We start from the raw sequence: 15,770 nt of genomic DNA on the forward strand, positions 1-15,770 counted from the left end.
CAACTCCTTATTTTATCCCGAAGACCTGCTCCAATGCCACGCACTGAAGCTCCTCCTGGATTGCTGGTCCGCCTTGTTAAAACATCAGCTTCTTTTGAAGGTAGGCTTTGTCATTTGCGGCTTCCAGCGCGGTCTTCGAGTCGATGGAGCCCTCCGCGACCATGCGAAGCAGACAGTTGTCCATCGTGATGGATCCCAGGTTTGCAGAGGAAAGCATGCTGGAGTACATCTGCGGGGTCTTGTTCTCACGGATCAGGTTGGCAATTGCAGGGGTATTGATCATGCATTCACATGCAACGATACGTCCTTTGCCTCCTTTCCGGATAAGCAGCTGCTGCGACAGGATGGCCTTGAGCGTGACAGAGAGTTGCATTCGAATCTGCTGCTGCCGCTCCGCCGGAAATGTATCGACGATTCTGTCGATGGAATCGGGTGCGGAGTTCGTATGCAGCGTGGCGAACACGAGATGCCCGGTCTCGGCGGCCGTCATCGCCGTTTCCATAGAGGCGTGGTCACGCATTTCGCCGATCAGGATGACGTCCGGGTCTTCACGCAGAATCGCGCGAAGGCCTGCCTCGTAGCTCTCGGTATCGGTGCCGATTTCGCGCTGATTGATGATGCATTTGTCCATCTTATAGATGTATTCAACCGGATCTTCGAGCGTGATGATGTGCTCCTGCCGGGTATGGTTGATCTCGTCAAGGATAGCCGCCAGCGTTGTAGACTTGCCGGAACCGGTCTCGCCGGTAACCAGGACGATGCCCTTCCGGTATGTCGGAAATGTCAGTGCGGCGGGCGGAAGTCCAAGCGAGCGCAGATCCGGGATATGGTCACTCAGGATTCGGAGCGCCGCGCTGATGTGGCCCCGCTGACGATACAAATTGATACGAACGCGAGAGCCGGCGATGGTCCGCGCAAGGTCGAGCTGTCCGATCTTGCCGAGATGCTCCTGCCCGCCTTCCTCCAGCTGTCGGGCGATGGCCAGGCAGTCCTCATCGGTGAGCGGCTGGTCGGTCAGATCCACAAACCGCCCGTCCAGCCTGCCTTTCACCGGTATGCCCTTCACAATATGGATGTCGGAAACGCCGCCCTGGGCGCCTCTCGCCACGATTTCCTCAACATTCAGCATATCTGGTTCCTTCCCAGTCAGTTGCTATAACCTTCCATGCCATGACAAACGCAGTACCAGCTGTGTCCACAACCTGTGCATGTCTTTCATGCCCAAGGCCTATACAGCGCTGCTCTGCAGGCTGACGTTTGTCTGCCAGCCTGTATCAGTCTGTCACCAGGATGGTCCTGCACACTTCCTCGACCGTCGTAATGCCCTTTTCGACGAGCTGGTCAGCGTTCTCGCTCATGGACACATAGTCCTCCGACTTCTGACAGAGCTCACGGAATGCAGTTGAATCTGCTCCACTGACGATGCTGCGTCTGAGTGCGTCGTTCATGGTCAGAATCTCAAATACGCCAATCCGCCCCTTGTAGCCGGTATTGAAACATTTCTCACAGCCTGTCCCATGGTAGTACACGCGCCCATCGTACTGCTTCAGCTGCGAGATCTCGAGGTACTTCGGATCCGGCGTGTAGGCTGTCTTGCAGTCCGGACAGATTCGTCTCAGCAGCCGCTGGGATATGATGCCCCGAAGCCCTGCCGCAATCAGGTAGGGTTCCACGCCCATATCCTTCAGGCGGTCGATGGCGGTCACGGCGTCCTCAGTGTGGATGGTCGTGATGACCAGGTGGCCGGTCAGCGCCGCGCGCATCGCGATCTCGGCGGTCTCACCGTCGCGGATCTCGCCGACGCAGATGATATCCGGATCCTGGCGCAGGATTGCTCGGAGACCTTCTGCGAAGGTCAGGCCCACTTTTTCATTGATCTGGACCTGGGTCGCCCCCGGGATATTGAACTCAACCGGGTCCTCCAGCGTAATCAGGTTTACATGTTCATTCAACAGCTCCTTGATGATCGTAAACATGGTCGAGGTCTTGCCGCTCCCGGTCGGACCTACGATCATGATGACGCCGCTTGTATTTGCCAGAAGCTTGTCGACCTTCCGGTTGTCGGAATCGAAGATCATGCCGATCCCCTCTCGGGTCAGCATTTTCTCATTCTTGCCGAGGATACGGATACAGACCTTCTCGCCGTAGATCGTCGGAATCGTGTTGACACGCATCTCGATATCGCGGCCCTTGAGTCTGGTCGCGATGCGGCCGTCCTGCGGGACCCGCCGCTCGACGATGTCCATGCGCGCCATGACCTTGATGCGCGAGATCACGGAATCCTTGATGTCGCCCGGGATGGTCATGATCTTGTGCAGCAGGCCATCGACCCGCATCCGGATGACCATGTCCGTGTCCGTCGGCTCAAAATGGATGTCCGAGCAGTTTTCCAGGTATGCGCGTTCGAAGATCGAGTTCACCAGCCGGATGGTCGGCCCCTGCTCGGCAGCCTCCTCCGCCTCCGCCTGGACGGTATCCTCTGAAAGACCCGCCTCTGCACGCATCTGCGCCATGGCTTCATTGGCAGACATGTTCTCGTAGAGGATGTTGATCGCACGGCTGACCGCCTGCTGGGTCGCCAGCATCGGGATGATACGCTTGCGCGAGACATCCTTCGCCTGCTCAATCGCGTAGAAATTCAGCGGGTCGGCCATCGCCAGGAACAACGAATCCTTCACCACCCGCACCGGGACGATCTGCTGCTCCTTCGCGAGCGCCTTCGGGATGTACTTCGTCATCTCCGGGTCGATCTCCGTCTTTGTCAGGTCGATGAAGTCGATGCCGAGCTGCACCTTCAGCGCGTTGATCAGCTGGGCTTCCGTGATGTAGCCCTCGTCGATCAGCACCTCGCCGAGTCTTTTGTGCTTCTCCTTCTGGATCGCCAGCGCCTGCGAAAGCTGGCTCTCCGTCAGAAGCCCCATCGATATAAGCATGTCACCAAGTCGTAATCTCTTCATGTAAGTTCCTTTTGTTTTTGTCGAATACTGCCAAATGACTGCTGCAAGAAAGACCGCCTGACTTCAGCCGCTTCTCACGGCGAGGAAGAGGCCGGAGCCTCCTGCCCGCCGGAAGAGGTCTGCTGAGCATCAATCGTGACACTGCGAAGCTCGGTGGGGACTACTTTCACCTCCGGCTTGCTGGCATTATCAGTTGCCTGATCCTGATCTTTAATTTCCTTTTCGCTGAGGTTGCCATCCTTGTCTGTATCCTTGTACGTCGTAACAGTCTCGAACAGTTTCAAGGAAAGCTTCTTTCCGTCGTCTGATCTTACCAGGCTGTATGTATAGGCTGTGCGGGTCAGAAGTTTAGGATTTGAACTCTCCTGCTCGCTCACCGCCTTGTTCAGCGTATCCACGAGAATCTTTGCTCCGGCATAGAGCTTCTTATTGCCGGATTCATAATCTTGCGCATACTCCCTCTGACTAGGATCCTGGAAAGTCATGTTCCCATCACCGCCAACGACAGTGATCCCCCGAAGCATCGGCAGCTCGTAGTAGACCGTATAGATATGGTTTTCTGCGTCATACCTGGAATACTTGACCTCTGTATTTCCATCAGCATATTCTTTGCTTTCACTGTTATAAGAAACCTGCCAGCTGTTATTATTTTCACTGGACTTCTTACTAACCTCCAAACCATACCAGTGCGTTTCTGTATCATTCAAATTGAGCGGCGACACCGTCACAGTCTTGTCGGTGTTGTGATCCATCTGTTCTGTTGAAAGAGAAACTTGCTGCTGCTGAATCGGTTTCCCGTCTTCAGTTGTGTCCGGCCCGTAAAGCAGGACATGTCTGACGGTGAGTGGCCAGGTTGTCGTAAGCTTTCCATAATTCAGGACCACCTTGTAATATTCCGGATGTTCCAAACCGCTGACGCTGATGACATTATCAATCGTCCCGATCTGTTCCGGCTTTCCATTATTCTTGAAGGTAACTTTCAGGCTCAATCCGTCGTTGCCAACGAAATCACCTGTCTGCTTGTATCCCTGGTCTCCTGCCTGTTCAGACGGAATTTGATAATTTCCGCCGTTATACTGAAAGTCGTAATCATTCGATCTGATCGTGATAACTCTCGGTCTGATGGTCAGGCAGGCACGCTTCTTATTCAGAAGCGTGATGGTCGTGTTTCCCTTCGTCATCTTCACTTCGACTGCTGCTGTATAAGTCTCCGGTGTTTTAATGTCTCCCTTTTCGACAGAAACTGTCTGTCCTGTCTGGTTGTCTGTATAGCTGTAGGTAACGCTTTTTGAGAGCGCCGCTTCTTTTGAGCCATCCGCTGCGTCCTCAGCATCCTTCACATACAGGTTCGGTTTGAATGTATACACCGGTTCATGGATGTTTCCATCATACTCAAGAGTCTGGTCTGTAAAGGAAACCATCTTGTCAAGGAGTTCCTGGTCAGGCGTGTACTTGAAGGTCACCGTCTTAATGTCTCCATCCTTCTCCGGCTTCGTCAGCGTAACCTGCGTTTTCGATGTCTGACCGTCTTCATCAGAAACCGCATACATGTAGTCCAGATCATACGCATCGCTGTCCTGCCGGAATATGTCACTCGCATTCACAACGATCTGCTGATCGGTGGTCGTTCTTGTCAGGATTTTGTGGCAAATCTCAATGGTCTTGTTCTGATGGCTGATATCCTTATATACGATCACCTGCCTGATCTGGTAAGACCAGCCGCCGACAGGCTGCTTATAGTAGAACCTGAACACCATGCCGTCGCTGTCAATTTTCTTCTTCTCTCCCGCTTTGTCTCCCCCGTCCTGAAGGACGTAGCCTGAAGGAATCATTTTCTGGAGCTCTGCCGTATCCAGCGTAACCTCCGTTCCTCTCGGTATAAGGCTGCTCGTCCAGGATGCGATTTCATTTTGTCCATCCGGCCGAGTCGGGTCAATCGCAATCATCTGATACGTCACGGTATCATCCCGATCCCACAGGGCGTCGACCTCTGTGTTGTCATAGATACCGAGTGTGTTATCCAGTCTGACGCTCTGCTGTCCGAGCTGGATCCGCCATTCTTTAAACACCCTGTGATCTTTTACTGTATTCGCGTCAACCGTAAGTCCTGCAAGCGTATCGCCTTTCCGAATCGTAATGGTGCACTCCCCGTTCTGATCAGCTATATATGTATTATTGTTATATGTAACTGCCACGCCTTTAAGTGGTGATGCACCAAAACCGGTCTTTTTCGGATCCAGATTGACAGTCACAATGCGCTCCGGCGCTGCCCAATGCGCAAACAGCTGAATATTGTGGGCCGGCATGCTTCCATTGTCTCCAAGGTACTGCTTCCCGTCATTCGTTATCTTTCCCTGCCCGTCCATAATCTGATGGGCTTTATCGCCGGCGGAATCGTACCACCCCAGGAAGACGTAGTCGTCATCAATCTCAGGATCATTGGAAGGAGGCGCCACCACGGAAGGCAGCCACTCGATGGCATCCTTGTAGAGATAGCTGATGGAATACACGCCATTCTCAGAAGTCACAGTCTGATAATCCGGATGTACAGTTTCCAAGACTCCCGCGCTGACGGAACCCACATTGTTGAACGTGATCTTGTAGCTGTTCCGGATGTAATACAGCTTTAGTGTCTTGTTATAGCGAACTGTTGTGCCGGAACTTACCTCCTCTTTTTTATTCTCCCCTTCCATATTCTCCCTTTCAGCACATTTTATGCTGTATCCAAGGTACTTGTCACTGACGGTATAGCTTCCACCGCTTCCTGACATTCTTATAATGTCAGCTTTTTCAAAGTCAGTGCTATTCTCACCGTATGTTACTTTTTGTTTCACCCTTCCATTTTCGACTTTTCCTCGCTTACTGTTCGAACTTTCGAGGTAATTTTCAATGCTGGAGTTTCCATCTCCATCTATTGTGCCATCCGCATACAATTTGATTAAGTTCTGATCGCTTGCGGAATAACTGTCTTCATCAGGAGCCTCAAACTTTGTCAGGAACGTCAGGATGGTATTTCCATTTCTCCACTGATAATTGGAAGGCCATACATAATTCAAGTCCGCAAAATTCGACTGGTAAAGTCCCTTCCACACTTTATAAGCATGGTTACCACCCAGTATGTAGTTACTTCTTTGCCATATCCACGAGTCATTGGAAGTCACATCAAACTGAACTTTATATTGTTTGAAAATACTAGTATCTGTAAATATTGTTTTGTTAAAATTCATGTTCAGCTGATCTTCGGAGTAGCTGTGGTACATTTCAGCCGGAACATAGTATGTAATAGTATTGTTCTGTGAATAGGGGTACATAAATGCAAAATGCCCAAACCATGTATTCCCTTCCCAGTCTGACCGCGGGAAATCAATATTATGTTGAGGATATATTTTGAACCGTTCACCCCAAGAATATGAATACCACCGGTTTCTCCGTGAACCATGTACGATGACTGTTAAAGGATAAACCGTTACCGGACTCACCCTTACAAACTGACTCGTGATTCCTTCATTGTCACCATAATCCAGATAATCAAACTGGATCGTGATCACATTTCTATTGTAGTAGAGCTTTATGACCGTGCTGCCGTCTGCCTTGACTGAGGGACTGTCGATTGCCTCGCTGTCATAAGTGAAATGCTCATACCCCTTATCACCATCCTTCGGAATCTCACCGCTCAAACGTTGCAGCTGATCATATGTCAGAATTGTTCCAACCTCGAGTCCTTTCTCCTTCAAAGCTTCCGCGGAAATGCTGACCGTTTTTTCGTAGTCATAGGTTTTCTTCGCTGCATTGATTGCATCCGTTGTCTTCTGTTTCCAGATTTCGACAGAGACACCGGCATATTTATTTTCCTTCCAGTTTGCGATTGCATAGCTGTCTGTCGCAGGCATGGTGAAGCTTGTGCCGTTCAAGGTATCACGGTCCTGAATCATCGGCTTGTCAGCTGTACTCCTACTGTCATAATCTGCTTTGGATATGACAGCCCAAAGATCGCTCGGTCCTGAGCCAAGCGTATAGCCGGAACGGATAATTTCATTCTCATCAGGCAGCGTAACCGTCTGGCCATACTGGTATACTTCACTCGTCCTGTAACCCTGTTTCACTATATTTTTTCCATCGGCATCCTTAGATAGGCTCTTTCCGCCATTCAGGTCATAGGACAGGGTGTATGTATTCCGCACATATCTGATCTGGATTGTTGTGGACCCATTCGCTGCGATGGGCTTCTGCTCTATCCAGCCTTCCTGATGGAAGCCTTCCGGGAGCTGATCTCCTGTAAGCGCCTGAGCCTTCGTCATCTGACCGACCGTGTCGGCTGGATACACCTGCTCAAGGGTATATGTCTCCCCTTTTTTGTAAACCGATTTTTTAATCAGTGATTCAGCATTCATTGTTACCGGATCAAAATTGTGAATTATACCGGTTTGGGTATCTTCAAAAATATGCTGGACTGTATACTTTGCTGTGTTTGCCTGATAAATCACATAGATCGTAACATTACTGTCCGCACTCTCTTCTTCATCTGCCTTCGGACCTTGTACGCGGAATGTCAGTTTAGTTTTATCGTCAGAAAGGGATGCTGTAATCCCGCTCGTTCCCGGCTCCGATCCAGGAAACAGTCTTGTCCCATCGTCCTTGCAAACAGCGGTCGCCTGATACTGGTTCGGCTCGTTTGGCAGTGACAGATTTTCTTTCTTTATAGGGTTTCCATAAGGTGCTGTATAGACCCAGTCATCCGTCCAGCCTGTTCCATTCGTGATGGCATCTTGATCAGACTGCTTTTCATTCTTCATGATGAAACGTACCCTGACTTCATAGGTCTTCAGCTTTGTATACCGTGCCGTCACCTTATAGTCCGCCTGATTCAGTTTTGTCTTTAGTTCCTCTGTGACCTGTTTCTGGTCTCCCGTTGTCCCAAGGCGCTCTTTGCCCAGATACCAGCCGTCAAACTTATAACCACTGCTCAGGAAACTGTTATGTTTCGGAAGCGTCAGCGTTGCGTTACCCATTCCTTTTTCAAAGTAGGATTTTCTGGTAACAGTCTTGTCCGTGCTGTCAGGGTTCGCAGGATCTTTCTGAATGAACTCGACAGCTGTCTCCACATGAGCGTAGACGGTCAGATCCGAAGTGACATTCTGAAACTCGTAGTTTTCGACCTTTTCAGCGCTGCTATCATACGAAGCAAACCAGCCCATGAAGGCATCATGCGCCTCCAGCGCGCCGGATATGCTCGCCAAATCCGGTGTCACTACACTGGCGACATTCGTCGCAGAATCGGCAAATGCAATTCTACGGATGATTTGATCCGCTGCATCGGCAGTCCAATCCTTGTAATGGAAGGTTACAAGGTACTGGGTATTCATCCGGTCAACAGTCGGCCAGTCGCCATAGTGCACGATATTCCGGATGGCGGCTGCCTGTCTGAAGGCATAGTTCTTCCCCAGCTTCGTATCGTAAGGGCTGGCTGTCCCGCTTCCGGCTTCTATTGCCATCTCCGAATAAGATGCAGGCTGCGCTACTGTCGAACTTGCAGTACCATCGTCCTGATCCTGGCTCCCGTTGCCCGTTGCGCCAAGCGTGACCAGGTTGACGCCTCTCAGGTAGACATTCCCAGGCAACCCATCAGAAGAGCCAGCGGGATACAGATGCTTGTTATTTCCGATGAATGCGCCTGCTGTCTGCGCAGAAGAATCGACCAGGCCTGTTGCATAGCTCTTCTGAACAGCTACATTTGCCCCGGCTGTTCCGATCAGACCGCCCGCCGTCGCGCCGCTCACGGAAGCCGTCGAGTACGTATTATCAACAGAAATATAGCCATTCTCAGCAGCGCCGATCAGCCCGCCTGCATTGCCTGCCTGCGCTGTCGCCCTTACGTTGAACCGGCCTGCGCCATCCTGGCTGTTTGCATAGAAACCATTGACCGTGTGTCCGCCTGCATAGGTGTTCGTGATCGTTGATCCCTGCGCGGAGTCCGCGCTGCCGATCACGCCGCCTGCTGTAAGACCGCCCTGCACATAGACAGCCGCTGCGGAGTTTGAGATGGTGAGCGTGCCTGCGCTGTGTGCGCCCACAAGCCCACCTGCACTGGCGCTGTCGCCGGAGGTAACAGTCATGTTTTTACCTGCCACGACACTATCTGTGATACTCAAGGATGAACTGGACATGCCAACCAGACCACCGGCATCGCCCTTGCTGCCGCTGGCTGTGATCGCTGCGCTGCCGTTGTCATCATACAGGACGCTGACGTTATTGATGGTCAGCGTTCCGCTGCTGTGCATGCCAACAAGACCACCGGCATTCGCATTTGAATCGGTCGTCTGAACAGAAGGATTCTTTAACGTCAGGTTGCTGACAGCCAGATTTGTGCTGACTGTGCGGAACAGCCCGCTGTTTTTCTCACTCTGGTTGCCATTCCTGATGGTCAGATTGCTGATGGCCTTTCCACTGCCATCAAACGATGTCAGTTTACTGTCCTGAATTCCACGGAAAGTATACTCTGATGAGGCAGAGGTTTCCCCTTTGATTCCCTGGACTGTGCTTGCGAATGTCGCCCAGTCCAGGTCGTTGTCCAGAACTGCTGCGCTGACAGTCAGCGCCGCGGCATTTGCATCTGAACCGTTTGAATCACTGTTGATTCCGCTGACAGCCGCATCCAGATTCTGGAGATGCCTGTTTTTGGCAACATTTGCCTGAGGCTCCACAACCTGTTGATTATTACCGCTTTCACTACCGCTTCCGATGCTGCTGTCGTCGGCAAACAGGCTGTTGTGCTGTCCGGCTTTGTCCAGGACAGAGCTGTATGAATCAAGACTCTCCTGATCCAGTGGCTGGGCATCCTCGAAGGCCACCACCTTGATATCTTCTCCCGGCAGAAGAGACGGGCAGACCTTGGCAAATGTATGCTCGCCATTTCCTGTAATGTCATCGAGAATCAGACGTAATTTGCCTTCTGAGGTGACGGATACAATGGACTGGTCCTGCAGCTTCTGATTGTTGTCAGAGGAATTAACCTGCCTGGACTTCCAGCCTGTCCTGGAAATGCTGGCAACGCTATTTTTTCCCGAATTCAATTTGATGACAAACTGCTCATAATTCCCGCTTGTCTCGCCACCCACCAGTACCGTAATCGCAGATGGAAGTCCTGCTCCTGTCTTCTTCGGTGCCAGATCCGTATACAGGACTTCATCGTTTGTCACCTCTGCATCCAGAGATTTCGGCGGGATCGGCTTCGGCCAGTCGCCGTAGTGGGACTTTTTGCCATCCGAAGAACCGGCGGTTGCGTACATCGGATACGGATAGGTTTCCGGGAGCGTTTTGTCGTAACGGTAGGTAATGCTATCAGCCGCTTCTTCCGCTGTGAGCGCTGTAACCGTATTATTCTTACCAGGCACTGCCGGCATATCAGCTACATTAATCTTCGGCAGATAACTGATATTCTCCCAGTTGCCACCGGTAATAGTCCCCGCAATGAGGCCTGCATGGTTTGGGTCTTGCGCATAAACCAGACCCGTTGCATAACATTCAGTCAAATCTGCATTATTTGACTGACCAATGAGACCGCCGGCATAACCATTCGAACCTGTTGCCTTTACAGATGCCGTTGAGTAGTTATTTTTTGTATTATTCAGACCTTCGGCATACCCAATCAGTCCTCCGGCTGCTTTCACTCCGGTTACGTTATAGATTGGATTGCCGTCTTGATCCTCATAATGCGATTCGTATGTCTTTCCTGCTGCGTAGCAGTTTTGGACGGTATTTATATTTGTGATCCCACCAACGAGGCCTCCTGCATAGGAAGCACTGCCTGAAACAGTGACTGCAGCACCGCAGTTTTTAAGTGTGGAATTTTGTGCATCATACCTGCCGATCAGGCCGCCGGCATAGGAATCAGCAGTTGCTCCTTCCTGTGTCGTCAGCTCGACGGAGGAAAGAACTTCCGCAGGTGACTCGCTCTTCGCAGCCTGCAGGTCAGCGGAAAGTACATTTGTTATCATAAGACTGTTAACATTCGCTGTTGCACCCGCAAGTGTCCCGGCAGCCTCGCCTGCGGACTTGATCTCAAACCGGTCAAGTGTCAGGTTCTCAAGCTCCTTGCCATAGTAGGTGGCAAACAGACCTCCGTTCCGTTCCCCGTTCGCTTTTTCCTTTATCCTGCTGATGATATGATTCCCGCCCTCGTAACTCATCAGCCATTGGTTATCGATGCCGTAGAAGTTATCCTTTCCAAATGCCGTAGAAGTGTCCTGTTCACCATACTTCCACTTCCAGATTGAGTAGTCCGAATCTGGCTCAGCCGGATCATCGACATACAAACGTGCCTCATGCCTGGGATCCTTGATCCACTTGACCATATTGCCGAAACGCGCCGCATCAATATCAGCCTTCTGCTGAGCGTGGAAACCACCGTAGTTTATATTTTCATTTGGTTCAAGCGTATCTCTAAATTTTGAGACAGCACCCTCAAGATTCTGGAGATGGCGCAGATTGGTAATTTGGATATTGCCGCTGTCCAGCTTGTAGAAGCCGGCTTTGCCTCCTTCTCCTCCCTCCAGCGTGCTTTCACTCCCGAACAGACTGTTTGTCTCGGCATGGGTGTTTTTTTCTTCTTCTTTCTGATTTGTCCAATTCCAGTACTTTTTTTTGTACTCTTTTGCCTCCTCAAGCGTAAGAGGCTGATCGTCTGTAACCGTTACAACAGAGATATTTTCTCCCGGGATCAGGACAGGGCACATATCCGCAAACTGGCCGCCCTTTGTTGTCAGATCATCCAGGAACAGACTAATGATAGTTCCCTGACCCGGATCATTCGCCCAGGCGCCATGCACCGTGTTCTGATATCCCGTTGATTTTTTGGAAGAATCCTCAATCAGATTTGAATTATACCTGTCAGCTCCGGTATTTTTATAAGCCGTCAGGTATTTAATCTGAATCTTGCCGATTTCATCCGTATTTGGCTGTTCTGTTTTCTGTTCTGTTTTCTTTACTGCGATCTGCTGCACACTGCCGCTGGTCTTGCCAATGATGATGTATGTAACTGTGTCAACACCCTCCGGTACTACGACATCTGCCCGCAGTACGGCATCGTTGACGAGCTTCACGCCCTTCGATTCATTGCCCCTCAGAACCACCCAGTCGCCATAATGAACCGGCGCTGACGTTGAATAATTACTCTTTCCTGTTGCCGTATACCCTGCAAACTGCGTGATCGAGCTGTTATCGCTTGTCTTTGTATAGCTCGGATATGGGTAGTCTTTTCCCTTCAGGCTGCTATTATACGCATACGTCAGAACGCCGGTCTCTTTAGTCTGGTTCTCTGCCTTGAAGTCATGATTTCCTGCCACAGCCGCCAGGTCTTCCGCCGGGATTTCCTGCAGCGTATCCGGATTGCTCTTCTTGATGTCCGTCTCTCCGCCGATCAGGTTTTCCGGGAATGTCCAAACCTTACTTGTTTCACCGTTGGAGGATGCGGTTCCTGCAAGCACGCCGTTCTTCACTTCAGCGATTTTTTTGGACGTATCTGCCGCCCGAAGAATTCCGCTGGGCTTGATGGAGCCGTTATTCGCAATGCTGCCGGCGAATTTTCCGCTGTGATCCTTTTCTTCAGTCTTTGCAAAGACTCTTCCGGTTGAATAACACTTGCTTAGTTCAAGGTTGCCGTCTGATACCACGCCAACAAAGCCACCGCCCACAGAGGCGCTGACAGATGTCGTTGCATAGGTTTCGGTCGTCTTCAGGGTTCCGGTGACAGCGCCGATCAGACCGCCGGCGATGCCATCTGGAGCCGCGACGTTGATCGTGGTGCTTGTGTAGTCATTTGAAGCGGATGTGATACTTGTGCCGGATGTCATTCCAGCCGCAGAGGAAAATGCAGACGAGTTCCCCGATCCTGCTGAAGAAGCAGACAGACTGCCGCCCTGACTGCCTGAGCCCATGGTATATCCGCCTGCAAATGAAGCCGTGATTGTTCCTTCTGCCGCCTTACCGACAAGGCCGCCGGCGATGCCGGCATTGCCGGTCGCTCCGGAATAGACCGGCACGGATGCAAAGGAGTTCTCAATCTCCAGCCTGCCCCCTGCGGTGCCGATCGTGCCGATCAGGCCGCCGGCGATGCCGTCCCTTGAGTAGACGCCGCTGATCTGGTTTTTAACCAAAGGGACAGAGGTATCCTGTGAGCCAGAGCCAGATGCGCTGCCGTCCGCCAGCCCGCTATTGCCGTCTGCCAGGCTGTAGGTTCCGGCTTTATAGATTTCACCGTTCCTCATGCAGTCTGTCACCGCGCTGACATTCTTCAGCGTGACGCTGCCGTTCGCCTTCCCGACAATCGTCCCGGCGCTGAGCTGGGCTGAGAACGATTCGGAAGTATATGCCGCGTAGACACGGGTATTCTTGACGGTCAAGTGATTGATCTCAAAGCTGCTTCCGGTTGAGGCAAACAGGCCTGCTCCGGAAGGCGCAGCATTTTCAGTGCTTCCTGAGAAATCCGCCACGATATCAAAACCGGTCAGCACATGGTCATTGCCTGACAGCTTTTGAAGCGTCGCCGTCTCGATGCCGGCAAACTTCCTGGCGTCTGTCTTCTGTTTCCCATCAAAGGAATAAACACGGACGGTTGCCAGACTTCCATCACTTCCCTGAACTTTTGGGTCAAGAGACCGGTAGCCGTACTTCCAGTCCGCGCGCCGGATGGCGTCGATGAAGGCCTCCGCACTGCCTGTATAAGGTGCATATTTGGTGTCATCTTTCTTGGTTCTCCGGATGCCGTTCCAGTAAAGGTCATCTGTGATCTCCGCTGTCGTCACCTGTGCCTTCAGAGCCGAGATATCTCCCGACAGATTCTCCAGATGGCGTGCATTCGAGATCAGGGCTTTTTCGCCATTCAGTGCCTCAAACAGGCTGTTCGTGGTAACGGAGGATTTCGCATCGCTGGATGCATGCTCACTCGAAACGGTTGCCGTGACCGTAATATCCGCCCCGGCTGTAAGCTTCGGGAACAGCTGACTGAAATGTCCGTTCTTTCTCGTGATGCTGTCGAGGACGACGGCATACAGCATGTAGTCTTTGGCTGTTGACCCGTCCGCCAGGGTAATCGGCTTATCCGTAACATGCTGGACCTGGACAAAGCTGGACAGGGGATCATTTCCCATGTTCAGTCCGTTTCCGGCGCTATTCAGCTTCAGATTCTTCTTTACGACGGACTTCTTGTCCGCCTCCCCGTCCTGCCCTGTCTGCGCGATCTCCAGCTGGACACTCGACTGAAAGTCCTTGTAGTTCGGGTCAATGATGTAGACAACCAGGGACTCCGCATTGCGGACAGCCATGACGGGTGCCTGCAGCCCGGACTGTGCCTCCGTATCCGTGATGGCAGCTGTCCCGTACCAGCCGACCCCATATTCCGTCCGGTAGGACACGTCCTTCGCGTTGCTGCTCAGATCAGCATAATCCGGGATGGCATCTTTATCTGTATAATACACATCCAGGACGCTGGCTGTCGCCGCGTCATAGCGGACATAATACTTTCCGTCTGTCAGGAGGGTTTCATCGACCGCTGCGTACGGAAGAAGAATTTTCAGGACATTGTCGGATGAAGCACCGGGCGTTCCGGAAGTTGTCTCTGCGTTGCGGTTATCCTGGTTCGCTGCATACACATCATGCGCACGTTTCGCCTGATTGTTCTCTTTGGCGCCTGTCTCATTGTCTGATGTATCCTGACCGGCGCCGCCCTCGGAAGCATGCTTTCCAAGCGCTGACCCGAAATCTGTACCGGAAGGAGCGTTTTTCTCCATCTGTGCGACATACCCGTCCCAGAAGCCGGCCGCCCTGGAGGCGGTCAGGTGGTTCTGGGCGGCGACAAAGATCTCTCTCGCCACGTTGTCCATCTCGACCCGCTTGAGTCTCTTCTGATAGCGGTTCACCGCGACAAAGCCAAAGCCTGCCAGGATCAGAATGATGGCGACAACCACCAGCAGCTCCGCCAATGTGAAGCCCTTTCGTCCTGATATGCGTTTTCTCTGTGCCGATCTTCTCATATATCTGATTTCCTTCTTCCAGCATGGAGCGCGCCTGCGCTCCTGTAAGACCTGTCCGTGATTCTTTCCGCAGGGGTTCAGCGGTTCTGATCTTGTAAAAACGTTCTCACCGGGTAACCGGTCTGACATAATAGGTTATCTTGTCGGTGATGCTCTTGCCGTCTTTTTTACAGACATTCAGCGAATAGGAAAGCGTCCCGTCTGTATTCAGCGTAATCTCTGACAGTACAGGATACAGCCCCATCGGCTGGGCGCCTTTTGTGAGCAGGTACACGGTTTCCTGCGATGACGAGGCAGATGTCCCCGCCCCGGAAGTGTTATGCGTATTCTGCGCATTTCCTCCCGTTTGCAAACCGCCTGCTGCTTCAATCGTAATATAATTGGTTTCTGTCTCTCTTTGATACATCATCTGATACCCGCGCAGGTCGGAAAAGAAGCTTTTCACCGTTTCTCCGTCTGAATTCAGCTTGATGTTCCTGGCTGTTGACAGATCTGCTGAAACCGCATCTGCTGCTGTAGAAAGCAGAACTTCCGCTTCCGAGCGGATGCGGACGCGGTTATAGACATTCACTGCCGCCGCGATGGCGCTGGTCAGTCCCCCGAGCACGATTGTCAGAAGCAGCACGGTCAGAAGTGTCTCCGCCAGCGTAAAGCCTGCCTTTTTTCGATTCTGTTTTTCCCGCTGAATGTCCGGCATCCTCTCTCCCCCGACGGATGATTCCTCTGTGGTCTTTCATCCGGTTTCCTGCCCGTCTGCTGTCTCAAGATCATCCACTATCGAGCCCTG

General features: G+C 51.9%; 4 protein-coding genes. All 4 read right to left on the bottom strand.

Annotation, left to right across the window (positions count from 1 at the left end; all coding sequences use genetic code 11):
* Positions 1 to 76: 76 nt before the first annotated feature.
* The 4 genes from ACTQ1N_RS04060 to ACTQ1N_RS04075 all read right to left on the bottom strand — a co-directional run bounded on the left by ACTQ1N_RS04060 (position 77) and on the right by ACTQ1N_RS04075 (position 15,680).
* The gene (locus tag ACTQ1N_RS04060; RefSeq protein ID WP_441954874.1) at positions 77 to 1,129 is read right to left on the bottom strand and encodes a type IV pilus twitching motility protein PilT; all 1,053 of its coding nucleotides are present in this window, start codon (positions 1,127 to 1,129) and stop codon (positions 77 to 79) included.
* A 145-nt stretch (positions 1,130 to 1,274) separates the two neighbouring features.
* Entirely contained in the window at positions 1,275 to 2,957 is a 1,683-nt protein-coding gene (locus ACTQ1N_RS04065) for a GspE/PulE family protein (RefSeq protein WP_441954876.1), read from the bottom strand.
* A gap of 74 nt (positions 2,958 to 3,031) precedes the next feature.
* Entirely contained in the window at positions 3,032 to 14,983 is an 11,952-nt protein-coding gene (locus ACTQ1N_RS04070) for a prepilin-type N-terminal cleavage/methylation domain-containing protein (RefSeq protein WP_441954878.1), read from the bottom strand.
* A gap of 106 nt (positions 14,984 to 15,089) precedes the next feature.
* The gene (locus tag ACTQ1N_RS04075; protein WP_441954880.1) at positions 15,090 to 15,680 is read right to left on the bottom strand and encodes a prepilin-type N-terminal cleavage/methylation domain-containing protein; all 591 of its coding nucleotides are present in this window, start codon (positions 15,678 to 15,680) and stop codon (positions 15,090 to 15,092) included.
* Between the last annotated feature and the right edge of the window lie 90 nt (positions 15,681 to 15,770).

It is taken from the genome of Porcincola sp. LCP21S3_C12 (assembly GCF_052118625.1).
GTDB lineage: Bacteria > Bacillota > Clostridia > Lachnospirales > Lachnospiraceae > Porcincola.